This window comes from Desertihabitans brevis (genome assembly GCF_003327535.1).
Classification (GTDB): Bacteria; Actinomycetota; Actinomycetes; order Propionibacteriales; family Propionibacteriaceae; genus Desertihabitans; species Desertihabitans brevis.
The window spans coordinates 90,387-113,198 of sequence record NZ_QOUI01000007.1 but is presented as its reverse complement, the minus strand read 5'-3'; the positions used below and the strand labels follow the sequence as shown (position 1 = coordinate 113,198).

The 22,812-nt window shown below is 73.1% G+C and carries 16 protein-coding genes and 1 pseudogene; 9 read left to right on the top strand and 8 right to left on the bottom strand.

All coding sequences use genetic code 11. The features are described from left to right. Window positions 1-22: 22 nt before the first annotated feature. The 3 genes and pseudogenes from DT076_RS12280 to mshD all read right to left on the bottom strand — a co-directional run. Entirely contained in the window at window positions 23-949 is a 927-nt protein-coding gene (locus tag DT076_RS12280; RefSeq protein ID WP_114126972.1) for an NUDIX hydrolase, read from the bottom strand. Window positions 950-974: 25 nt separating this feature from the next. Continuing rightward, a complete protein-coding gene (locus DT076_RS12275) occupies window positions 975-3,074 on the bottom strand; it encodes an RNA degradosome polyphosphate kinase (RefSeq protein WP_233493936.1) in 2,100 nt (699 codons plus the stop codon). 225 nt (window positions 3,075-3,299) lie between these two features. Continuing rightward, window positions 3,300-4,190 (bottom strand): annotated as a pseudogene (gene mshD / locus DT076_RS19985) (mycothiol synthase); the annotation flags it as partial. 214 nt (window positions 4,191-4,404) lie between these two features. On the opposite strand from mshD, the gene DT076_RS12270 reads away from it, so the two are divergent. Beyond that, entirely contained in the window at window positions 4,405-5,310 is a 906-nt protein-coding gene (locus DT076_RS12270) for a hypothetical protein (protein ID WP_114126970.1), read from the top strand. Window positions 5,311-5,540: 230 nt separating this feature from the next. Here DT076_RS12270 and DT076_RS12265 read toward each other — a convergent pair whose 3' ends face one another. Beyond that, window positions 5,541-6,200, bottom strand: coding sequence for a winged helix-turn-helix transcriptional regulator (locus DT076_RS12265; RefSeq protein ID WP_114126969.1), 660 nt, complete (start codon window positions 6,198-6,200; stop codon window positions 5,541-5,543). Between the two features lie 80 nt (window positions 6,201-6,280). Here DT076_RS12265 and DT076_RS12260 point away from each other — a divergent pair, with 80 nt between their 5' ends. After that, a complete protein-coding gene (locus DT076_RS12260; RefSeq protein WP_114126968.1) occupies window positions 6,281-6,538 on the top strand; it encodes a MoaD/ThiS family protein in 258 nt (85 codons plus the stop codon). A 119-nt stretch (window positions 6,539-6,657) separates the two neighbouring features. Beyond that, on the top strand, window positions 6,658-8,691 hold the full coding sequence (locus DT076_RS12255; protein WP_114126967.1) for an alpha-glucuronidase: 2,034 nt from the start codon (window positions 6,658-6,660) through the stop codon (window positions 8,689-8,691). 6 nt (window positions 8,692-8,697) lie between these two features. Here DT076_RS12255 and DT076_RS12250 read toward each other — a convergent pair whose 3' ends face one another. The 3 genes from DT076_RS12250 to DT076_RS12240 all read right to left on the bottom strand — a co-directional run bounded on the left by DT076_RS12250 (window position 8,698) and on the right by DT076_RS12240 (window position 13,048). Continuing rightward, complete coding sequence (locus DT076_RS12250) at window positions 8,698-10,923, bottom strand: glycoside hydrolase family 3 N-terminal domain-containing protein (protein ID WP_233493913.1); 2,226 nt, start codon at window positions 10,921-10,923, stop codon at window positions 8,698-8,700. A gap of 91 nt (window positions 10,924-11,014) precedes the next feature. After that, window positions 11,015-12,013 (bottom strand): acetylxylan esterase, encoded by a 999-nt coding sequence (locus DT076_RS12245; RefSeq protein WP_114126966.1) that lies wholly within the window; start codon window positions 12,011-12,013, stop codon window positions 11,015-11,017. A gap of 3 nt (window positions 12,014-12,016) precedes the next feature. Then, window positions 12,017-13,048: a LacI family DNA-binding transcriptional regulator gene (locus tag DT076_RS12240; protein ID WP_199539150.1), complete on the bottom strand. Its 1,032-nt coding sequence runs from the start codon at window positions 13,046-13,048 to the stop codon at window positions 12,017-12,019. A 309-nt stretch (window positions 13,049-13,357) separates the two neighbouring features. On the opposite strand from DT076_RS12240, the gene DT076_RS12235 reads away from it, so the two are divergent. The 6 genes from DT076_RS12235 (at window position 13,358) to DT076_RS12210 (ending at window position 22,325) form a co-directional block, all read left to right on the top strand. Further along, window positions 13,358-15,736: a beta-xylosidase/alpha-l-arabinosidase gene (locus tag DT076_RS12235; protein WP_114126964.1), complete on the top strand. Its 2,379-nt coding sequence runs from the start codon at window positions 13,358-13,360 to the stop codon at window positions 15,734-15,736. Then, window positions 15,733-16,755 carry an ABC transporter permease gene (locus DT076_RS12230; RefSeq protein WP_114126963.1) on the top strand — a complete coding sequence of 341 codons (1,023 nt, stop codon included), beginning with the start codon at window positions 15,733-15,735 and terminating at the stop codon, window positions 16,753-16,755. Before DT076_RS12235 ends, DT076_RS12230 begins: the two co-directional genes overlap by 4 nt. Then, a complete protein-coding gene (locus DT076_RS12225; RefSeq protein ID WP_199539149.1) occupies window positions 16,752-17,735 on the top strand; it encodes a carbohydrate ABC transporter permease in 984 nt (327 codons plus the stop codon). Before DT076_RS12230 ends, DT076_RS12225 begins: the two co-directional genes overlap by 4 nt. A 77-nt stretch (window positions 17,736-17,812) precedes the next feature. After that, window positions 17,813-19,453: an ABC transporter substrate-binding protein gene (locus DT076_RS12220; protein WP_114126962.1), complete on the top strand. Its 1,641-nt coding sequence runs from the start codon at window positions 17,813-17,815 to the stop codon at window positions 19,451-19,453. A gap of 134 nt (window positions 19,454-19,587) precedes the next feature. Beyond that, window positions 19,588-20,280, top strand: coding sequence for a DUF624 domain-containing protein (locus DT076_RS12215; protein WP_114126961.1), 693 nt, complete (start codon window positions 19,588-19,590; stop codon window positions 20,278-20,280). Then, window positions 20,277-22,325 (top strand): beta-galactosidase, encoded by a 2,049-nt coding sequence (locus tag DT076_RS12210; protein ID WP_114126960.1) that lies wholly within the window; start codon window positions 20,277-20,279, stop codon window positions 22,323-22,325. The genes DT076_RS12215 and DT076_RS12210 overlap by 4 nt, the downstream gene beginning before the upstream one ends. 33 nt (window positions 22,326-22,358) lie before the next feature. On the opposite strand, the gene dtd is transcribed toward DT076_RS12210, so the two are convergent. Next, window positions 22,359-22,787: a D-aminoacyl-tRNA deacylase gene (gene dtd / locus DT076_RS12205; protein ID WP_114127121.1), complete on the bottom strand. Its 429-nt coding sequence runs from the start codon at window positions 22,785-22,787 to the stop codon at window positions 22,359-22,361. Window positions 22,788-22,812 lie beyond the last annotated feature (25 nt).

The following is a 22,812-nucleotide window of genomic DNA, read 5'->3' as shown; positions in this document are numbered from 1 at the left end:
TGTGACCGGGACGCGACGCGGCTCAGCGAGACGGGCGGTGGTGCTCCCGGGCGACCGCCTCACCGGAGGCGTCGACGTGCAGCACCAGCAGCTCGGCGGTGCGCAGCTCCGTGTCCGGGACGCCGAGGGCCGCCAGCATGTGCGGGATCACCGGTCGGTGCCCGCACAGCAGCACGTTCTCCCCGGCGTCGGCGGTGCGCTGCACGAACTCCTCGACCACCTGCTGCACCGACTCGGCTCGCTCGGCGCCCTCCTCCTCGCTCAGCCGGCTGGACCGCTCGAGCGCCACCCCCCTCGCGGTGACGTAGGGCAGCACCGTGCTGACGCAGCGGGTGGAGGAGGAGCTCAGCACCCGCTGCACGCCGAAGGAGCCCAGCAGGCCGATCAGGTCGACCGCCTGCTGGCGTCCACGGTCGGTGAGCGGTCGGATCGCGTCGGCCAGCGACCAGTCCGAGCGCGCCATCGCCTTCGCGTGGCGCACCAACGCCACCACCCGGGTCGGCGGCAGCGCGAGGGCCTGCTCGAGCAGGGCGACATCGGCGGCGTAGGTCAGCCGGCGATGGGCCTCCTCGACCGGCCACCAAGCGATCTGGTCGACCTCCTCGTCGGGCAGACGCTCCTGCTGGGCCACCGCGGTGGCGCGCCACCAGTGCACCTCCTTGGTGCCGGCAGCCACCGGGTAGACGTGGCGGTCCAGCGGGCAGTCGAGCACGACCTGCAGCCCGGTCTCCTCGGCCAGCTCGCGCACCGCCGTCTCCGGCAGCGTCTCGACGCCGCCGGAAGGGCCGGCGGCCACGTCCTGCTTGCCCTTGGGCAGCGACCAGTCGGCGTAGCGCGGTCGGTGCACCACGGCCACCTCCGGCGCACCGGCGGTGGGTCGCAGCACCACCGCGCCGGCGGCGAGGACCCGGCGCTCCGCCGGGAGGTCGGCGTCTCGCTTCGGGCTCACGGGGTCCTTCCTGGGTGGGCCGGTCTCACTTCGCGCGGCGCTTGCTCTTCGCGCTGATCAGCTGCTCCTGCATGTCGACCAGCGGCGAGCCGTCGGCGGCGATGGTGTGGGCCGTCCACAGCCCGTCGGCGTCCAGGTGCCAGGCGACGGTGTCCTCGGCGAAGGCCTGGGCGAAGAGCGCCTCGATCTCGGCGACATGGGCCTTGTTGGAGATCGAGGTGAGCACCTCGACGCGCCGGTCGAGGTTGCGGTGCATCAGGTCGGCCGAGCCGATCCCGACCACCGGACGTCCGCCGCCGGTGAAGGCGAACAGCCGGCTGTGCTCGAGGAAGCGGCCGAGGATGCTGCGCACCCGGACGTTGTCGCTCAGGCCCGGCACCTGCGGGCGGAGGGTGCAGATGCCGCGCACCCACAGGTCGACCGGGACGCCCTGCTGGGAGGCGACGTAGAGGGCGTCCAGGACGTCCTCGTCGACCGCGGAGTTGACCTTGATCCGGATGCCGGCGGGCCGGCCGGCGCGGTGGTGGTCGATCTCGGCGCGGATCAGGTCGATCAACCCGGTGCGGATGCCGTGCGGGGCGACCAGCAGCCGGCGGTAGCGGGTCTCCTGCGTCATCCCGGACAGGTGGTTGAACAGCCGGGCCACGTCCTCGGTGACCACCGGGTTGGACGTCAGCAGCCCCATGTCCTCGTACAGCCGGGCGGTCTTGGGGTTGTAGTTGCCGGTGCCGATGTGGGCGTAGCGGCGCAACCCGTCCGGCTCCTCGCGCACCACCATCGACAGCTTGCAGTGCGTCTTCAGCCCCATCACGCCGTAGACGACGTGGACGCCGGCCTCCTCCAGGGTGCGGGCCCAGCGGATGTTGGCCTGCTCGTCGAAGCGGGCCTTGATCTCCACCAGCGCCAGCACCTGCTTGCCGGCCTGGGCGGCCTCGACCAGGGCGTCGATGATCGGGGAGTCGCCGCTGGTGCGGTACAGCGTCTGCTTGATCGCCAGCACGTGCGGGTCCTGCGCGGCCTGCTCCACGAACCGCTGGACGCTGGTGGCGAAGGAGTCGTAGGGGTGGTGCAGCAGCACATCGCGCTGCTTGAGGGCGGCGAACATGTCGGCGGGGCGCGCGGTCTCCACCTCGGCCAGGTGCGGGTGGGTGGAGGGCAGGAAGGCCGGGTACTTGAGCTCCTCGCGGTCGATGTCGGCCAGCGTGAACAGCCCGCGCAGGTCGAGCGGGGCCGGCACGGTGAAGATCTCGCGCTCGGAGATGTCGAGCTCGGAGGCGAGCAGCTCGAGGATGGCGGGGTCGGTGTCCTCCTGCACCTCCAGCCGCACCGGCGGGCGTCCGACCTTGCGGCGCAGCAGCTCCTTCTCCAGCGCGAAGAGCAGGTTCTCCGCGTCGTCCTCCTCGACCTCGAGGTCCTCGTTGCGGGTGACCCGGAAGGTGGTCCACTCCAGCACCTGCATGCCGCCGAAGATCTGGTCGAGGTGGCGGGCGATGACGTCCTCGATGGCCACGAAGCGGGTGCCGCCGAGGTCGATGAACCGCGGCAGGATCGTCGGCACCTTGACCCGGGCGAACTGCCTGGCGCCGGTGTGCGGGTTCTTCAGCAGCACCGCGAGGTTGACGCTGAGCCCCGAGATGTAGGGGAAGGGGTGGCTGGGGTCGACCGCGAGCGGGGTGAGCACGGGGAAGATCCGCTCGGCGAAGAGCCGGCGCATGGCGGCCTTCTCCGGATCGGTGAGGTCCTGCCAGGGCAGGATCTGGATGCCCTCGGCCGCCATCGCCGGGCGCACCTCGTCCTGGAAGATCCGGGCCTGCTCGGCGACCAGCTCGGCGGTGCGGGTGAGGATCGCCTCGTGCAGCTCACGCGGCAGCAGCCCGCTCGGCCCGGCCACCGCGACGCCGGCGGCGATCCGGCGCTTCAGCCCGGCCACCCGCACCATGTAGTACTCGTCGAGGTTGGAGCTGAAGATGGCCAGGAACCGGGCGCGCTCCAGCAGCGGGATCCGGTGCTCGTCGTCGGCGAGCTCGAGCACCCGCTGGTTGAACGCCAGCCAGGACAGCTCACGGTCGGCGAACCGGTCCGCCGGCAGCGCGGCGAGGGCCGCGGCGAACTCCTCGTCGTCCATGCCGCCCGGTTCGACCGGCGGCTCGGGGGCGAGGGTCTGGGAGACGGTGGCCGGTCGGTCCGGGGCCGCGTCGTCCCGGGTGGGTGCGGGGGCCTGCGGGGCCGCGGCCTGCGGGGCCGACGACGGGGCGTCCGGTGCGGTGGGGGCGGGACGAGCAGGCGCGGCCTGGTCGGTGCTCATGGACGTCTCCTGGTCTGCGGGCTGACCGGCGACGTACAGGACGTCGCGGTGCACGGTGACAAAACTAGCCGAGTGGTACATCCGGACGACCCGCTGCTGGTCGGCCTCGACGTAGAGCACGACCCGGGTGCAGCCCTGCTCGGCGAGGTGCCGCAGTCCGGCGGTGAGCAGGGCCCGGCCGAGCCCGCTACCGGCGGCGTCGGGGTCGACGCCGATGACGTAGACCTCGCCCAGCTCACCCTCGGCCTTCATCCAGTGGTAGCCGACGAGCTGGCCATCCCGCTCGGCGACGAGGAAGTCCTGCGGGCGGAACCACGGCTCGGCCATCCGGGCGGCCAGGTCCTCGGCGGTGATCCGGCCCTGCTCGGGGTGGTGGGCGAAGGCGCGGGCGTTGACGGCCAGCCAGCCGGCCTCGTCCTCCCCGGGCCGGAAGGTGCGCAGGGTGACGCCGGCGGGCACCTCGGGCTCGTCGGTGACGGGGGAGGTGAGCAGGTCGCGGCCCATCATCAGCAGCTCGCGCGAGGACTCCAGGCCCTCCCGCAGCGCCAGCTCGGCCGCCGCGGGCAGGCGTCCGAACGCCCAGAAGCCGAGCGTGCCGACCGGGCCGCGGCCGGTGTGGGCGTCGCGGACCGCCGACAGCAGCCGGGTGCCGCCACCGCGCCGGCGGTGCTCGGGGTGCACGCAGAGCTGGGCGGTGCTGGGGTGCTCGCCGTCCCGGGTCGGGTCGATCCACTCCGCCTGCGCGTAGCCGAGCACCTGGCCCTGGTCGTCGCGGAGCAGCCAGTGCTGCAGGCCGTCCCCGCTGGGTCGGCCCAGCGCCAGCACCGCCGCCTCGTTGAGCGGGGACGTCCGGTCGGTCGCCTGGCAGCTGTGCCGCAGCGCCAGCACCGCGGAGCGGGTGGATTCGTCGAGGGCGGGGACGGGCTGGACGTGCATGGCCCCACCGTAGGGCTTCCGACCGACGCCCGCGGTCGCCCACGGAGGGAGCGGCACACACCTTCGTGCCAGCGCACCCACGTTGCAGCATGGGTGCCGGGTGGCGAAGGTGTGTGCCGGCTGGGCGACGTGGGGCCGGGGGAGCGTCGCGGAGTTGTCCACAGATCTCGCTGGGGGAGGTCCGCCGGCCGCCGGGGTGACCTGAGATGTCTCCATGGACGACGTGCGGCTCACCCGCGACCTGGTGCGGAGTGGTTGGTCCCATGACGAGCTGAGGCGCGCCACCCGCGGCGGACCGGCCCGGCGGGTGCGCCGGGGCGCCTACGTCCTGGGTGCGGGAGGCGATGACCTGCCCGATGTCGAGACCCGCCACCGCGAGCTGGTGGACGCGACGCTGCGGCTGAAGCCGTCCGGCCCGGTGATCAGCCACCACTCGGCGGCCCTGCTGCACGAGATCCCGCTCTACCGGGCGGACCTCACCAAGGTGGCGTTGACGCGGGCGCGGCGCAGCGGTGGTCGCATCGCCGGACCGGTGCACCTGCGGACGGCAGGCCTCCCCGAGCACCACCTGACGACGATCGGTGGCCGGCAGGTCACCAGTCCCGCCCGCACGGTGGTCGACCTGGCCCGCGCCGGCAGCCTCTACCAGGCGGTGGCCGCGGGCGACCACGCGCTCCACCACGAGCTGGCGACCGCAGCGGAGCTGGCCGAGGTCCTGGAGGTCTGCCGGACGTGGCCGGGTATCGGCAGGGCACGTCGGGCGGTGACCGAGATGGACGGCCGCAGCGAGAGCGTCGGGGAGTCGATCAGCCGGCTGGTGCTGGCGGCCCTGGGGTTCCCGGCCCAGGAGCTGCAGCTGGAGATCGTCGACGTCAACGGCGAGGTCCGACGTGTCGACTTCGCCTGGCCGGCGCGCCGCGTGGTCGGTGAGTTCGACGGCAGGGTGAAGTACGGCCGTCTGCTCGAGCCGGGCCAGGACCCCGGGGAGGTGGTGTTCGCGGAGAAGCTGCGCGAGGACGCCATCCGACCGATGACGTGGACGGTGGTCCGGTGGATCTGGAGCGAGCTCTTCGACCAGCGGAGCCTCCGGCGGCGGCTCGAGCTCGCCTTCCGTGGCTGAATGACCACCCCCGGGTGGGGCGCTTCACACACGTTCGCGGGACGGCACCCATGCTGCAGCCTGTGTGCGGGGACGCGAAGGTGTGTGCCGGCTTTCCGCGACGGCGCCGGCACACACGTTCACCGGGCGGCACACCTGCTCCAGCATGGGTGGCCCCTGGCGAAGGTGTGTGCGGGGTGCGGGTGTGGGCGCGCCGGGGCGGGGCCGCGGCGGCGGAGGGGGAGCGGGCGTCAGGGTTTGACGACGAAGCGGTAGCCGACGTTGCGCACGGTGCCGATGATCGACTCGTGCTCGGGGCCGAGCTTGGCCCGCAGCCGACGGATGTGGACGTCCACCGTGCGGGTGCCGCCGTAGTAGTCGTAGCCCCACACGTCGGAGAGCAGCTGCTCGCGGCTGAACACCCGGCCCGGGTGCTGCACCAGGTACTTCAGCAGCTCGAACTCGGTGTAGGTGAGGTCGAGCTGGCGGCCGTTGAGCCGGGCGGCGTAGCCGGCCTCGTCGATGACGACCCCGCCGGAGGCGATGACGTCGCGCTCACCCTGGGCCGGCGTGGTGGCCAGCCGGAGCCGGGCCTCGATCTCGGCCGGGCCGGCGGTGTCGAGCACCAGGTCGTCGAACCCCCAGTCGCTGGACATCGCGGTCAGCCCGCCCTCGGTCACCACCACCAGCAGCGGCAGGTCCTTGCCGGTGGTCTGGATCACCCGGCACAGCGCGCGGCAGGCGGCCAGGTCGGTGCGGGCGTCCAGCAGCAGGGCGTCCACCCGCGGGCCCTCGAGCAGCGAGGACGCCTCGGCGGGCACCACCTGCACCTTGTGGTTCAGCAGGGACAGCGACGGCAGGACGTCCTCGGCGGCGGTGGCGCGCTTGCTCAGCAGCAGCAGTGTCGCCATGCCTGCCTCTCGGTGTCCGTGCCCCCAGTGGTTCGGCCCCCATCGCCTGGCTGCTTGAGGGCAGGGAGAGACTAACAGCCATGCACCGTGTCACCCTGCGCTACTGGGCCGGGGCCCGGGCCGCCGCCGGCGTCGAGACCGAGCAGGTGGAGGCGTCCTCGCTGGCCGACGCGCTGGCCGCCGCCAAGGCGGCCCGCGCCGACGACCCGGGGTTCGCGCGCGTGGTGGACGTCTGCAGCCTGCTGTCGTCCGGCCGGGCGGTGCACCGCTCCCGGCTCGGCGAGCCCCTCGCCGGCGACACCGAGGTGGAGCTGCTGCCGCCCTTCGCCGGCGGCTGACCCGCTCGGAACCTCCCCTCCGGCCCATCTCGACAGTTTCGTGATCGCACGGACAGTTTCGGGAGCGGGGTGAGGCGCCCGGTAGCGTCCGGTGGAGAACCCGACCAGCGAGGACGCTGATGAGCACCGTCACCACACCCTCTCCCGCCTGGCTGCCCGACGCCGCGCTCGCCCCGCTCGGCACCGGTCTGGTGCACCTCCCCGACGACGGGCCGCTGACCGACACCCTGCGCGGGGAGGTGGAGCACGCGACGGCGGTGCACGGTGGCCGGCTCACCGACCGCCCGGAGACCGCCGACCTGCTCCTGCTCACCCGACGCACCGCCGGTGCCGTCGCGGCGCGGGTCGAGGCCGTCCGGTACGCCCTGGACGCCGACCGGCGACCCGGTGAGCTGGTGACCGCCCGTCCCCGGCCGGGCCGGTGGGTGACGGCTCGCAGGTCCGGTGTCACGGTGGTGGTCGGCGACGACCCCGCGGCCCTCCTGCACGGCGCCTTCGCGCTGCTGCGCCGCCCGCTCCTCGACGGCGACGTGGTCGGCGAGGCGCCCGCCCACCCGGTGCGGATGCTCGACCACTGGGACAACATCGGCGCGCACCCGGTGATGGGACGGGTCGAGCGGGGCTACGCCGGCGACTCGCTCTTCTTCGACGACGACGGGGTCCGCGCCGACCTGTCCCGGGTGGAGCGCTACGCCCGGCTGCTGGCCTCGACCGGGATCAACGCGGTGGCGATCAACAACGTCAACGTGCACGCGCGGGAGGCCCGGCTGCTGACCGACGACCTGCCCGATGTCGCCCGGGTCGCGGAGGTGCTGCGTCGGTGGGGGATCCGCACCCACCTGTCGGTCGGCTTCGCCGCCCCCGTCACCCTCGGCGGACTGCCCACCGCCGACCCGCTCGACCCCGACGTCGCCGCCTGGTGGGCGGCGACCACCGCCCGGGTGTACGACGCCGTCCCCGACTTCGGCGGCTACCTGGTCAAGGCCGACTCCGAGGGCCAGCCCGGCCCGTTCGGGTACGGGCGCGACCACGCCGACGGCGCCAACGTGCTGGCCCGGGCGCTGGCCCCGCACGGCGGCACCGTGCACTGGCGCGCCTTCGTCTACGACCACCGCCAGGACTGGCGGGACCGCTCCACCGACCGGGCCCGCGCTGCCCACGACCACTTCGCCCCGCTGGACGGCCGGTTCGAGCCGAACGTGGTGCTGCAGGTCAAGCACGGGCCGATGGACTTCCAGGTGCGCGAACCCGTCTCGCCGGTGATCGCGGCGATGCCCCGGACCGCGCTGGCCGTCGAGCTGCAGGTGACCCAGGAGTACACCGGCCAGCAGCGCCACGTCTGCTACCTCGGCCCGGCCTGGTCGCAGGTGCTGCGGTTCGCCTTCGACGACGCCGGTGACAGCGTCGCCACCCGGGCGACCGGCGGGCTGGCGGCGGTGAGCAACGCCGGCACCTCACCGTTCTGGACCGGCCACCCCCTGGCCCAGGCCAACCTGTACGCCTTCGGCCGGCTGGCCTGCGAGCCGTCCGTCGACCCCGACCGGCTGCTCGAGGAGTGGGTGCACCTGACGTTCCCGAAAGCCGCGCCGGACGTCCGGGCCTCGGTGCACCGGCTGATGGCCTGTTCCTGGCAGGTCTACGAGAGCTACACCGCCCCGCTCGGCGTCGGGTTCATGGTCCGGCCCGGGCACCACTACGGGCCCGACGTCGACGGTTATGAGTACACGCCCTGGGGCACCTACCACTTCGCCGACCGCGACGGGATCGGCGTCGACCGCACCATGGCCACCGGCACCGGCTACACCGGGCAGTACCCCGAGCCGTGGCGCTCGCGCTACGAGAGCCTGGACGCCTGCCCCGACGAGCTGCTGCTGTTCTTCCACCACGTCCCCTACGGGCACCGGCTGTCCAGCGGGACCACGGTCGTCCAGCACGTCTACGACACCCACTTCGCCGGCGTCGAGGCGGTCGAGCAGATGGTCGGGGAGTGGGCGGCGCTGCGCGGACGCCTCGAGGAGGACGTCCACGCCGAGGTGACCGAGCGGCTGGCCGAGCAGCTGCGCTCGGCCCGGGAGTGGCGCGACCAGCTGTGCACCTACTTCTGGCGCCACTCCGGCATCCCCGACGAGCACGGCCGCCGCATCCACCCCTGAGAGGGGTCAGGTCGTGGTGGTGAAGGTGGTGCCCAGGGTGGCGGTGGAGCTGCCGCCCACCCACAGGTCGAAGGTCGAGGCGTCCAGCACGTGCTCGCGGACGGCGGCGTTCCAGTAGCGCCGCTCGTCCGGGCCGACCGCGAAGCGGACCGTCCGCGACTCCCCGGCCGCCACGTGCACCCGCTGGAACCCCTTGAGCTCGCGCACCGGCCGGGCCGCGGTCCCGGAGCGCTGGTGCAGGTAGAGCTGGACGACCTCGTCGGCGTCGTGCTCGCCCACGTTGGCCACGGTGACCGAGGCGGTGAGGGTCTCGTCCACCCCGACCACGTCCCGGTCGAGGGTGAGGTCGCTGTAGGTGAACCGGCCGTAGGAGAGCCCGAACCCGAACGGGAACAGCGGGGTGCTCTCCTCGTCCCAGTAGCGGCGGCCCTGGTTCTGCGGCTCGTGGGAGGTGGTGTGGGCGTAGGTGATCGGCACCTGCCCGACCGTGCGCGGCCAGGTGAACGGCAGCCGTCCGGCCGGGCTGACGTCGCCGAGCAGCAGGTTCGCCGCCGCGGTGCCGCCGGCCGTGCCGGGGTACCAGAGGTCGAGGATGGCGGGGACGTGCTCGACCGCCCAGCGCAGGTCCAGCGGACGTCCGTTGAGCAGGAGCAGCACCACCGGCGTCCCGGTGGCCACCACCGCCTCCAGCAGCTCCTGCTGGCGGCCGGGCAGCTCGAGGGAGGACCTCGAGGCCGCCTCGCCGATCATCTGCTGCCACTCCCCGAGCACCAGGACCGCCAGGTCGCTGTCGCGGGCCAGCTCGACCGCCCGCTGCAGCTCGGCCTCGTCGTCGAAGTCGGTCGGGTCGGGCGGGGTGTTGCCGGGGAACATGTCGAACACCGAGGGGAAGCGCCGCTGGGCGGGTCGGACGCCGGGGGCGGAACGGACGTCGACGCCGGTCAGCCGGGTGCGCAGGCCGTCCAGCACGGTGACCGTCTCGTCGAGGTCGAAGTCGAACACCCAGGGCCCCAGGGTGTCGCGGCGGGAGTCGGCCAGCGGGCCCAGCACCGCGACCGAGCCGAGCCGGTCGGCGTCCAGCGGGAGCAGGCCGCCCTCGTTGCGCAGCAGCACCGCCGCGCGCTCGGCCGCCACTCGCGCCACCTCGCGGTGCCCGGGGTCGTTGAGCACCTGCGCGGCCCGCTGCTCGTCGACGTAGGGGTCGTCCAGCAGACCGAGCCGGAGCTTGGCGGTGAGCACCCGCCGCACGCAGGCGTCCAGGGCGGCCTCGTCCACCGCACCGGCCTCGACCGCCGCGGGCAGCGAGGCGTAGGCCGGCTCGGTGATGGCCATCTCCAGGTCGAGACCCACCTCGACCGCGCGGACGGCGGCGTCGGTGGCGTCGACGGCGAAGCCGTGGGTGGTGAGGTTGCGGACCGCGTTGGCGTCGCTGACCACGAACCCCTCGAACCCCCAGTGCCCACGCAGCACCTCGGAGAGCAGCCAGCGGTTGGCGGTGGCCGGGACGCCGTTGAGCGGCATGTAGGCCGTCATCACGTTGCCCGCCCCGGCCTCGACTGCGGCCCGGAACGGCGGGAGGTAGACGTTCCACAGCTGGGCGTCGGAGAGGTCGACCTCGTCGTAGTCGCGCCCGCCGAGGGCCGCGCCGTAGCCGGCGAAGTGCTTCGGCCCGGCGATGACCCGCTCCGGCGTGCCCAGCCCACCGCCCTGGAGACCCCGCACCTGCGCCGCCGCGACGACCGACCCGAGGTAGGGGTCCTCACCGGCGCCCTCGACGATCCGCCCCCAGCGCGGGTCGCGGGCGATGTCGACCATCGGGGCGAAGGTCCAGTGGATGCCGACCGCCCGCGCCTCGCGGGCCGCGACCGCCTGGCCGCGTTCGATCGTCTCCGGGTCCCAGCTGGCGGCCAGCGCGATCGGCACCGGCAGCACTGTCCGCAGCCCGTGGATGACGTCGAACCCGAACAGCACCGGCAGCCCGTGGCGGCTCCCCTCGACGGCCAGACGCTGCAGCCGGTTGGTCTCAGCGGGGTCGGTGACGAAGAGCAGCGACCCCGCGCCACCGCGTCCGAGGGCCTCCTCGACCTCGCCGGCCCGCTGCGGCCCGCCGTCGCCGACCGACGGGCCGAAGGAGAAGTACTGGGTCAGCTGGCCGGCCTTCTCCGCCGGCGTCATCGCCGCCAGCAGCTCCTCCACCTGGGTGTCGACGGAGTGGGTCGGGACGTCGCTCACGAGAATCCTTCCGGTCGGGATCCCATTGTGCGACGGTCGGTGCCCGCAGACCGGGCAGGCCCCGCCGGGCCGGACGGGTCCCGCGTCGGCGTCAGCGGGGCGGCACCCGATCGCGCAACCAGTCCAGCTGGCGGCGCACGTGCACGGCGTCCCCACCTTCGTGGCCGTTGTAGCGGTACACCTCGATGGTCCGCTCCGCAGGCGAGGGGGCGAGCGTGCCGAGGTGGTTGAAAGCGGCGAAGACCGTGGACGGCGGGCAGACGGTGTCACGCAGCCCGACCGAGAGGTGCGCCGGGCTGCGCACGCGCCTGGCGAAGTTCACCCCGTCCACGTAGGAGAGCGTGCGCAGCACCGCCTCCTCGGCGTCGCGGTGCACCGCCAGGTAGCGCACCACCTCGGCCCAGGGATCGGCGTCGGTCAGCGCGAGCGCCCGCCGCGGGTGGCAGAGGAACGGGACGCCGGCGAGCACCGCCGACACCTCCGGCCGCAGCGCGGCGGCCGCGAGCGCGAGCGCCCCGCCCTGGCTGTTGCCGACCACCGCCACCCGGTCGGGGTCGACACCGGGCAGCTGCCGGACGGCGTCCACCGCGCGGGCCGCGTCGGTGACCAGCCGGCGGTAGTAGTGCTCCTCGGGGTCGAGGACGCCCCGGGTCAGGAACCCTGGTGCCGACGGCCCCGCCCCCGACGGGTCGGGGGTGTCGCCACCGTTGCCGTGCTGGCCGCCCTGGCCACGGGTGTCGACCACGAGGTGGGCGTAGCCGGCGGCGGCCCAGGTGATCCGCTCGTGCGGGAGCCCGCGCCCGCGGCCGTAGCCGAGGAACTCCACCACCGCCGCCCGCGGGGCCTCGCCGGGGATCGGCGCGGGGCGGGAGAACCAGGCGCGCACCGGCTGCCCGGCGTAGCCGGCGAGCTCGACGTCGAGGGTGCGGATCGTCTCGAGCCCGTTCTCGACGGGTTCGACCGACCGCAGCGGGTGGTGCGCCCGGGCCGCCGACAGGGTGGCGGCCCAGGATGCGTCGAAGTCCTCGGGCTCGACGACGTCGGGGCGGTAGGCCCGCAGCTGCTCCAGGGGCAGGTCGAACTCGGCCACGGCTCAGCCCTCCGGCGGTGCGGCGGTGCTGCCGCGCACCACGAGGTCGGTGGCCAGGTCGACCCGGCGCAGCCGTCCGCCCTGGGAGGTGCCGGTGTCGACGAGCATCCGGGTGGCGGTCGCGGCCATCTCGTGCAGCGGCTGGTTGACGGTGGTCAGCGGCGGGTCCACCCACGCCGAGAGCGGCAGGTTGTCGTAGCCGACCAGGGACAGGTCCTCGGGCACCCGCAGCCCGAGCTCGCGGGCGGCGCGCAGCACCCCGAGGGCCTGCATGTCGGAGCCGGCGAAGATGGCGGTGGGCCGGTCGGGCCGGTCCAGCAGCTCACGGCCCTGCCGGTAGCCGCCCTCGACGGCGAAGTTGCCGTAGCGGACCAGCCCGGGGTCGACGCTCAGCCGCAGCTCCTCGTGCGCGCTGCGGAAGCCGTCGATCCGGGCCCGGGAGCACAGCACGTCGTCCGGGCCGCTGACCACCGCCACCCGTCGGTGCCCGAGGCCGAGCAGGTGCCGCGTGGCCGACAGCCCGCCGTGCCAGTTGTTCGACCCGACGGTGGCGACGTCGGCCGGCGTCTCGCCGTCGGTGTCGACGACCACGAAAGGGATGGAGCGGCTCTCCAGCTGGTGGCGCTGCACCGGGTCGAGCCGGGACATCACCAGGATGACGCCGACCGGGCGTCGGGCGAGCACCCGGTCCAACCAGTCCTGCTCGGGGTGGTGGCTGCCGCCCAGGGTGGACAGCACGACGCCGACGCCGGCCTCGGCCGCCGCGCGCTCGACCCCCTGGATGATCTCCAGGGCCCAGACCGAGCCCAGCTCGTGGATCACCAGGTCGACCAACGGCGGCGCCCCGGTGGGGGTGACGGCGCGGCGGCGCTTGTAGCCGTGCCGTCGCAGCGCCTCCTCGACGCGTTCCCGGGTGGCGGGGGAGACGTCGGGACGCCCGTTGAGCACCTTCGACACGGTGGGGACGGACACACCGAGCTCCTCGGCGATGAACGCGATGGTAGGGCTCGCACTGCGGGAAGAGGTGGTGGTCACCGATGCACCTGTCTGTGTCTGCGGTTGCGCAAGTATCGAGACGCTAGCACCTCGCGGTGACCTGGGTGCCGACGCCAGGTTCTCGAAAGTCGCGAGCCGTCGTCCGCAAACTGCGCCGCCACATCAACCGGACCGCGGTCCGGAGAAGGCGGGAAGCAGCCGCCACCCGCGGTCTGTGGCGGTGGCAGCGGGATCCGGTGAACTTTCGCGACGCCGGGCATTGACGTGCTCGCCGACCCGCACCTACGCTCCAGGCGTACCGATACCAGCACGAAAGTTGCGGAGTATCGGCGGAGACAAGGGAGTCGGATGGTGGACGTGAGCGTGGCCGAGCCGGCCACCACGGAGATCTGGCAGGACGCCTCGTGCAGCCCGGAGGCCCGCGCCCGGGACCTGGTGCAGCGGATGACCCTGCCGGAGAAGCTCGCCCAGCTGGTGGGGCTCTGGGTCGGCGCCGACGCCAGCGGCGGCGGGGTCGCGCCGCACCAGGCGGAGATGACCGGCGCCGTCGACTGGTCGACCACCATCGCGCACGGCCTCGGGCAGCTCACCCGCCCCTACGGCACCCGGCCGGTCGCGCCGGCGATGGCCGCCCGGTCGCTGGCCGCCGCCCAGCGGGACGTCGTCGCCGCCAGCCGCTTCGGCATCCCGGCCCAGGTGCACGAGGAGTGCCTCACCGGCTTCGCCGCCTGGCAGGCCACCGTCTACCCCGCCCCGCTGTCCTGGGGGGCGGCCTTCGACCCCGAGCTGGTGCAGCAGGTCGCGGCCACCATCGGAGCCTCGATGCGCGCCGCCGGTGTGCACCAGGGGCTGGCACCGGTCCTCGACGTCAGCCGCGACCTGCGCTGGGGACGCACCGAGGAGACCATCGCCGAGGACCCCTACCTGGTCGGCACCATCGGCGCGGCCTACGTGCGGGGCCTGGAGAGCGCCGGCGTGGTCGCCACCCTCAAGCACTTCGCGGGCTACTCCGCCTCGCGCTCGGGACGCAACCTGGCCCCGGTCTCGATCGGACCGCGCGAGCTCGCCGACGTGCTGCTGCCGCCGTTCGAGACCGCGCTGCGGCTCGGTGGGGCGCGGTCGGTGATGCACTCCTACACCGACCTCGACGGGATGCCCAGCGCGGCCGACGAGCGGCTGCTCACCGACCTGCTCCGCGAGCAGTGGGGCTTCGACGGCACGGTGGTCGCCGACTACTTCGGCGTCCGGTTCCTGCAGAGCCTGCACGGGGTGGCCGAGGACGCCGCCGCCGCGGCCGGGCTCGCCCTGCGGGCCGGGGTGGACGTCGAGCTGCCCACCGTGGACGCCTACGGCCACCCGCTGCGGGAGGCGGTCGAGGACGGCCGGGTGCCGGAGGACCTGGTCGACCGGGCCCTGCTGCGGGTGCTGCGGCAGAAGATCGAGCTGGGACTGCTCGACCGCCGCCCCGACGAGGAACCCGCCGCCGAGCTGGTGCTGGACACCGCCGAGAGCCAGGAGCTGGCCCTGCGGCTGGCCCGCCGCTCGGTGGTGCTGCTGCGCGACGACGGTCTGCTGCCCCTCGACCCGGACGGGGGGCCGGCCCCCCGGCTCGCGGTGGTCGGTCCGCTGGCCGACGACCCGATGGCCTTCCTCGGCTGCTACGCCTTCCCGGTGCACGTCGGGCGGCAGCACCCCGAGGTCGCCACCGGCGTGGAGATCCCGACCGTGCTCGCCGAGCTCGCCGCGCGCTTCGAGGTCGCCTCCGCGCCCGGCTGCGGGGTCGACGACGAGCACGCCGACCAGCCCGCCGCCGGCGCCGCCGAGGCCGCGCTGGCCGAGGCCGAGCGGGTGGCGGCCGGTGCGGACGTCTGCGTGGTGGTCCTCGGCGACCGCTCCGGGCTGTTCGGCCGGGGCACCTCCGGCGAGGGTTGCGACGCCGAGGACCTCGCCCTGCCCGGACGTCAGCAGGAGCTGGTGCGCCGGGTGCTGGCCACCGGGACCCCGACGGTGGTCGTGCTCGTCACCGGACGTCCCTACGCCCTCGGCTTCACCGCCGGCGCGGCCGCCGTGGTGCAGACCTTCTTCCCCGGCCAGCTCGGCGGCCGGGCGATCGCCGAGGTGCTCACCGGTGAGGTGCCACCCTCGGGCCGGCTGCCGGTCAGCGTGCCGGCCGGTCCCGGCTCGCAGCCGAGCACCTACCTCACCGCAGCCCTCGGCCGGCGCAGCGGCGTCTCCGACGTCGACCCGACCCCGCTGTTCCCCTTCGGCCACGGTCTGGGCTACACCACCTTCGCCTGGAGCGAGGTGGGCGAGACCTCGGGGCGGACGGAGTGGGCCGTCGACGGCGCGGTCGAGGTGGGGCTGACGGTGACCAACACCGGCGCCCGGGCCGGCGCCGACGTCGTCCAGCTCTACCTGCACGACCCGGTCGCCCAGGTCGTCCGCCCCGTGCAGCGGCTGGTGGGCTACGCCCGGGTGGAGCTCGAGCCGGGCGCCTCGTCCCGGGTCCGGATCCGGGTGCCCGCCGACCTGGCCTCCTTCACCGGGCGCGACGGCACCCGCGTGGTCGAGCCGGGCGCGGTCGAGCTGCAGGTGGCCCGCTCCAGCGCCGACGTGCACACCCGGATCGCCCTGACGATGGTCGGCCCGGAGCGCCAGGTCGGCCCGGGCCGCGAGCTGGTCAGCGAGGTCGAGGTCACCCCGCTGCCACCGGAGGGGGCGCGATGACCCTGCAGGATCCCGCGGTCGCCGCCGACGGCGCACGCGCGACCGGACCCACCCAGGCGGTCGACGCCACCCGCGGCGCCAGCGAGGGCCCGCGCGCCCGGCGTCCCCGCTCCGGGCGGACGCCCTGGCGCAAGGCGCTGCGACGCGACTGGCAGCTCTACTCCCTGGCCGTGCTGCCGCTGCTGTTCTTCCTGGTGTTCCGCTACGTGCCGATGGCCGGCAACGTCATCGCCTTCCGCCGGTTCAGCCCCGGCGGCAGCATCTTCGGCGAGGACTGGGTGGGGCTGCGCTACGTCGAGCTGTTCCTCAACGACCCCACCTTCTGGCAGGTCTTCGGCAACACCCTGGCGATCGGTGCGATCACGCTGGTGGTCACCTTCCCGACGCCGATCGTGCTGGCGCTGCTGCTCAACGAGGTGCGCACCCGGGCCTTCAAGCGGTTCGTGCAGACGGTCTCCTACCTGCCGCACTTCCTCTCCATCGTCATCGTCGCCGGCATGGTCATGCAGCTGACGTCGCTGGACGGCACCATCAACCAGGTCGTCACCGGGCTCGGCGGGGAGGCCGTCCCCTTCATGCAACGTCCGGAGTGGTTCCGCACCATCTACGTCTCCTCCGAGGTGTGGCAGACGGTGGGCTGGGGCACGATCCTCTACCTCGCGGTGCTCACCACCATCGACCCCAACCTGTACGAGGCGGCCCGGATCGACGGTGCGAACCGGTGGCGCCAGACCTGGCACATCACCCTCACCGGCATCCGCCCGACCATGGTCACCCTGCTGATCCTCAACATCGGGACCTTCATGGCGGTGGGCTTCGAGAAGATCCTCCTCCTCTACAACCCGCTGACCTACCCGACGGCCGATGTCATCTCGACCTACCTGTACCGGGTCGGGCTGGAGTCGAACAACTTCAGCTACGCCGCCGCGATCGGCATGTTCGAGGCCCTGATCGGCCTCACCCTCATCCTGTCCGCCAACGCGATCTCGCGCCGACTCGTGGGGACGAGCCTGTGGTGACCAGCAGAACCGAGCCGACGGGCCGTCCGGCCCCGAGCGACAAGCCCACCGTGACGCTGCCAGCGGCACCGGAGTCCGAGCGCCGACGACGGCGCCGCACGGGTGCCGGTTCGGCCGGCCAGACCCGGGGTGAACGCGCCTTCGCCGTCGTCAACTACGTCGTCCTGCTCGGGGTGGTGGCGGTGACGCTGTACCCCTTCCTCAACATCCTGGCCCAGTCCTTCAGCGACGAGTCCGCGATCCGGGCCGGTCGGGTCAACCTGCTGCCGGTCGGGTTCAACACCACCACCTACCAGCTGGTCATGCAGGACTCGCTGTTCTGGACCAACTACAAGAACACCGTCGTCTACACCGTGGTGGCGACCGCCATCGCCATGGTGCTGACCACCTGCTACGCCTACGTGCTCAGCAAGCGGCACCTGCGCGGCCGCTCGCTGCTCATCGGCATCGCGGTGTTCACGATGTTCTTCAACGGCGGTCTCATCCCCAACTACGTGCTGATCAGCAGCCTGGGCCTGCGCAACACGCTGTGGGCGATCGTGCTGCCCAACGCGATCTCGGTGTTCAACCTGCTGGTGATGAAGGCCTTCTTCGAGAACCTGCCCGCCGAGCTCGAGGAGGCCGCCCAGATCGACGGCCTCAACACCTACTCGACGCTGCTGCGGGTGGTGCTGCCGCTGTCGAAGGCGGTGATCGCCACCATGGTGCTGTTCTACGCGGTGTCGTTCTGGAACTCCTGGTTCCAGGCCTTCCTCTACATGGACCGCTCCGAGCTGTTCCCGGTGACGGTCTACCTGCGCAACCTGATCGCCGGGGCCAGCACCGCCACCTCCGCCGGTGCCGGAGCCGACGTCGCGCAGGTCGCGGCCAACATCCAGTCCGTGACGATGGTGCTCACCATCCTGCCCATCGTCTGCGTCTACCCGTTCATCCAGCGCTACTTCGTGTCGGGCGTGATGCTCGGCTCGGTGAAGGGCTGACCGCCGTCCGCGCAGTGCCCGGAGCGGCCCACGACCCCGGACCCCGACGCAGTGGTCGGGAAGGAAAGGAACCCACGATGACCAGACTGAAGACGATGGCCGCCTCGGCGACGGCCGTCCTGCTGGCGGCCTCGCTGGTCGCCTGCAGCGGCGACGGGGGAGGGGAGGAGGCCGTCGAGCTGGGCGACAAGCAGCGCGGCGCGATGACCGACTACGCCGTCGGCACGCAGTTCACCGCGACCGAGCCGCTGACCTTCGCGATGCTCTACAACGACCACCCGAACTACCCGATCAAGGAGGACTGGCTGCTGTGGCAGGAGATCACCGAGCGGACCGGCGTCACGCTGGAGCCGACGGTGGTGCCGCTCAGCGACTACTCCCAGAAGCGCAGCCTGCTGATCGGCTCGGGCGAGGCGCCGTTGATCATGGCCAAGACCTACCCCGGTGAGGAGACCCCGTTCGTCTCCTCCGGGGCGATCCTGCCGGTCAGCGACTACCTCGACCTGATGCCGAACTTCCAGGCCAAGGTCGCCGAGTGGGGGCTGGAGCCCAACCTGGAGCAGCTGCGGCAGGCCGACGGCAAGTTCTACGTGCTGCCCGGCCTGCACGAGAACCCGTGGCAGGACTACACGGTGGCCATCCGCACCGACGTGATGGAGGACCTGGGGCTGGAGACGCCGCAGACCTGGGAGGACTTCCGCGACGTGCTGCGGGCGATCAAGGCCGAGCACCCCGACGGCTACCCGATGTCGGACCGCTTCAGCGAGACCGACCCGGGCGGCAACCTGCTCAACATCGTCTCGATGACCTACGGCACGCACGCCGGCTGGGGCTACCAGAACGCCCAGTGGGACGCCGACCAGAACGCCTACGTCACCACCGGCACCAGCCCGGAGTACAAGGAGTTCGTCACCTTCATGCACTCCCTCGTCGAGGAGGGCCTGCTCGACCCGGAGAGCTTCACCCAGGACGACGACACCGCCATCTCGAAGTTCGTCTCGGGGAAGTCCTACGCCATCTCCAGCAACGCCCAGTCGCTGGTCAACGACTACCGCGGCCCGCTGCAGGACAACGTCGAGGGGGCCACGGTGGCGAAGCTGCCGCTGCCGGCCGGGCCGGCCGGGAACGTGATCAGCTCGGGGTCCAAGATCGAGAACGGGATCATGATCAGCGCGGCCGCCGCCGAGCGGGACGACTTCGTGGCGATGATGCAGTTCATCGACTGGCTCTGGTACTCCCCGGAGGGCCTGGAGCTGACCAAGTGGGGGGTCGAGGGCGTCACCTACACCAAGCAGGGTGAGGGCGAGTACACGCTGGCCGAGGACGTCGACTACGTCGGGCTGAACCCGGGTGCGCCGAAGCACCTGCAGAAGGACTTCGGCTTCGCCGGGGGCAACTTCGCCTACGGCGGCAGCACCGCGCTGCTGCAGTCCACCTTCAGCGAGGAGGAGCTGGCCTTCCAGGCCGAGATGCTCAAGAAGGACCTGCTGCCGCTGGAGCCGCCGTACCCGTTCACCGACGTCGAGCGCGAGCAGGCGACGCTGGTGGAGACGCCGCTGGAGGACTTCGTCACCCAGCAGACCCTGCAGTTCATCCTCGGCCAGCGCGACCTCGCGGAGTGGGACGCCTACGTCGCCGAGGTCGAGGCCAAGGGCGCCGGGCAGTACCTGCAGCTGGTCAACGAGGCGCAGCAGCGCTTCGCCGAGGGCAACGGCTGACGCCTCCGGTCGGCCCCACACCCCTTCGCGCACCCGCACACCCGCTGCGGCAGGTGTGCGGGCCGGCGAAGGGGTGTGGGGCCCGGCGGGCGCGGTGCGCGGCCGGAGTCGGGGGGTCGGACGGAGGAGGGACGATGGCGATGTCGACGTGGAGCGAGGCGGAGGTCGGGCCGGGGATGCTGGCCCGCGGGTCGGCGGTGGTCTACCGGCTGCTGGTGCTGCAGGTGCTCTTCGTGCTCGCCGCGGCTCCCGGGCTGGTGCCGGCGGCGCTGCTGGTGCCCGACCCGTCCAACGCCCCGCTGCTCGGGCTGGCCGCGCTGCCGCTCGCCCCGGCCGCGTCCGCCGTCCTCTACGGCTGGCAGCGCAGCACCGCCGAGGACGACCTGGCCCCGGCCCGGCACTTCCTGCGCGGCTACCGGCTGAACGCCCTCGGGGTGCTGGGCTGGTGGCTGCCGGTGGTCGCGGTCGGCACGGTGCTCGGCATCAACCTCGGCCAGCTGCCCGCGGTCGCCGCAGGTGCGGCCCTGGTCGGGCTGCAGGTCGCCACCGTGCTGGTGCTCGCCCTGGTCGGGGTGGTGGCGGCCCACGCGCTGGTGATCACCTCGCTCTACACCGTCCGCGGCCGTGACGTCCTCCGGCTGGCCGCCTGGCAGCTGGCCCGGCGTCGCGCCAGCACCGCCGTGCTGGCGCTGGGGGTGTGCGCCGCCGGGGTGCTGCTGGTCGGCTCGGACTGGGTGCTCGCCCTGCTCGCCGCCCCCGTCCTCGCCCTGCTGCTCCACCTCGACCGTCCCGTGCTCACCCACATCGAGGAGACCTACGTCGCATGACCACCCCGGCCTCGCTGCCCGTCGGCACCAAGATCCGCTACGGGGGTGACTACAACCCCGAGCAGTGGCCGCGTGAGGTGTGGGACGCCGACTCCCGCGCCTTCGACCTGGCCCGGATCGAGACGCTCACCCTCGGCGTCTTCGACTGGGCGCAGCTGCAGCCGGCCGAGGACCGCTACGACTTCACCCAGCTGGACGCGGTCGTCGACCACGTGGAGGCGTCGGGACGCCAGTACGTGCTGGCCACCTCGACCGGCGCGCTCCCGCCCTGGCTGGCCCGACGGCACCCCGAGGTCAACCGCACCGACTTCGAGGGACGCCGGCACCGCTACGGCCAACGGCACAACGCCTGCCCGAGCTCACCGGTCTTCCAGCGGCTGTCGGCCGCCCTGGCCGGACGGATCGCCGCACGCTACGCCGGGCGTCGGGGTCTGGTGGCCTGGCACGTCGGCAACGAGTACGGCGGCGCCTGCTACTGCGACCTGTGCGCGGCGGCGTTCCGCGCCCGGCTGCGGGAGCGCTACGGCACGCTGGACCGGTTGAACGCGGCCTGGAACGCCACCTTCTGGTCCCACACCTTCACCGACTGGGAGGAGGTCGAGGTGCCGAACGCGCTCACCGAGCACTGGCGCGGACCCGACCACACGGCCTTCCAGGGCATCACGCTGGACTACCTGCGGTTCACCTCCGACGCGATGCGGCAGAACTTCCGCGACGAGAAGGCCGCCATCCGAGAGCACGACGCGACCACCCCGGTCACGACGAACTTCATGGGCATGTACCGCCCGCTCGACTACCACCGCTGGGCCGACGACCTCGACTTCGCCTCCTGGGACAACTACCCGCCGGGGATGCGCGAGCACGCCCGGATGGCGCTCACCCACGACCTGATGCGCGGGCTGAAGCAGGGCGCCCCGTTCTGGGTGATGGAGCAGACCCCGAGCACGACCGCCAGCCGGGACGTCAACCCCCTCAAGCGCCCTGGGGTGCTGCGGCTCTGGTCGTGGCAGTCGGTGGCCCACGGCGCGGACGCCGTCCTGTACTTCCAGATGCGCCAGTCGCGCGGGGCCTGCGAGAAGTACCACGGCGCCGTGCTCGACCACGCCGGTCGCACCGACACCCGCACCTTCACCGAGGTGGCGGCGCTGGGGGCCGAGCTCGAGCAGCTCGGGGACGCGGTGCTCGGGGCGCGCACACCCGCCCGGGTGGCGCTGCTGTTCGACTGGGACAGCTGGTGGGCCAGCGAGATCACCGACGGGCTGAACCGCCACGTGAAGTACCCGCAGGTGGTGATGGCCTACCACCGGGCGCTGTGGCAGGCCGGTGCCGATCTCGACGTGGTGGCGGTGACCGCGGACCTGTCGCGCTACGACGTGGTGGTCGCGCCGCTGCTGCACCTGGTCAAGGGCGACGTGGCCGAGCGGCTGGCCGCGGTGGCCGCGCGCGGTGGGACGGTGCTGACGTCCTGTCTGTCGGGTCGGGTGGACGAGGACGACAACGCCTTCCTCACCGACGTCCCCGGGCCGCTGGCGCCGCTGGTGGGGCTGCGGGTGGAGGAGACCGACAGCCAGCCCCCGGGGGTGGTCAACCGGGTGCGGCTCGACGGGCTCGACGGCGTGGTCAGCGAGGCGGGCCTGGTGTTCGAGCTGCCGGTGACCGAGGGCGCGGAGGTGCTGGGCACCTACACCGACGACTTCTACGCCGGCCGTCCCGCGGTGACCCGGCACCGGCACGGCGACGGCGAGGCGTGGTACGTCGCCACCCTGCTCGACGACGCCGGGACGGCCGCGGTCGTGCGCGCGGTGCTCGCCCGCCACGACCTGCTCGGCCCCTACGCCGACGTCGAGGACCTCGAGTGCGCGGTCCGGGTGCGGGACGGGCAGCGCACGGCGTTCCTGCTCAACCACCGGACCGACGCCGTCGAGGTGCCCGCCCACGCCAACGGCACCGACCTGCTCACCGGTCGCCGGATCACCGCGGGCGAGCGGCTCCGGTTCGAGGCGACCGACGTGGTGGTCCTGCGCGAGGACGCCGCGGACACCTGAGCCGGAGGGCCGGCGTCCTGGGCGGTGAGGGGGTCAGTCGGCGTCCAGCACCAGGGTCACCGGGCCGTCGTTGACCAGCCGGACCGCCATCTGCGCACCGAAGACGCCCGTCTCGACGTGGGCGCCGAGGTCGCGCAGCGCGGCCACGAAGGCCTCGAACAGCGGCTCGCTGACCGGTCCCGGGGCGGCAGCGCTCCAGGACGGACGTCGGCCCTTGCGCATGTCGGCGTAGAGGGTGAACTGGCTGACCACCAGCAGCGGGGCACCCTCCTGCTCGCACGAGCGCTCCCCGGGCAGGATGCGCAGCCGCCAGATCTTGTCCGCCAGCCGCGCGGCGACCTCGGCGGTGTCGGTGTGGGTGACGCCGAGCAGCACGAGCAGGCCGGGGCCGTCGATCGCGCCGACCACCTCCCCGGCCACCGTCACGTCGGCCGAGCTCACCCGCTGCAGCACCGCTCGCACGTCGCGCAGGCTACCGGCGCCCACG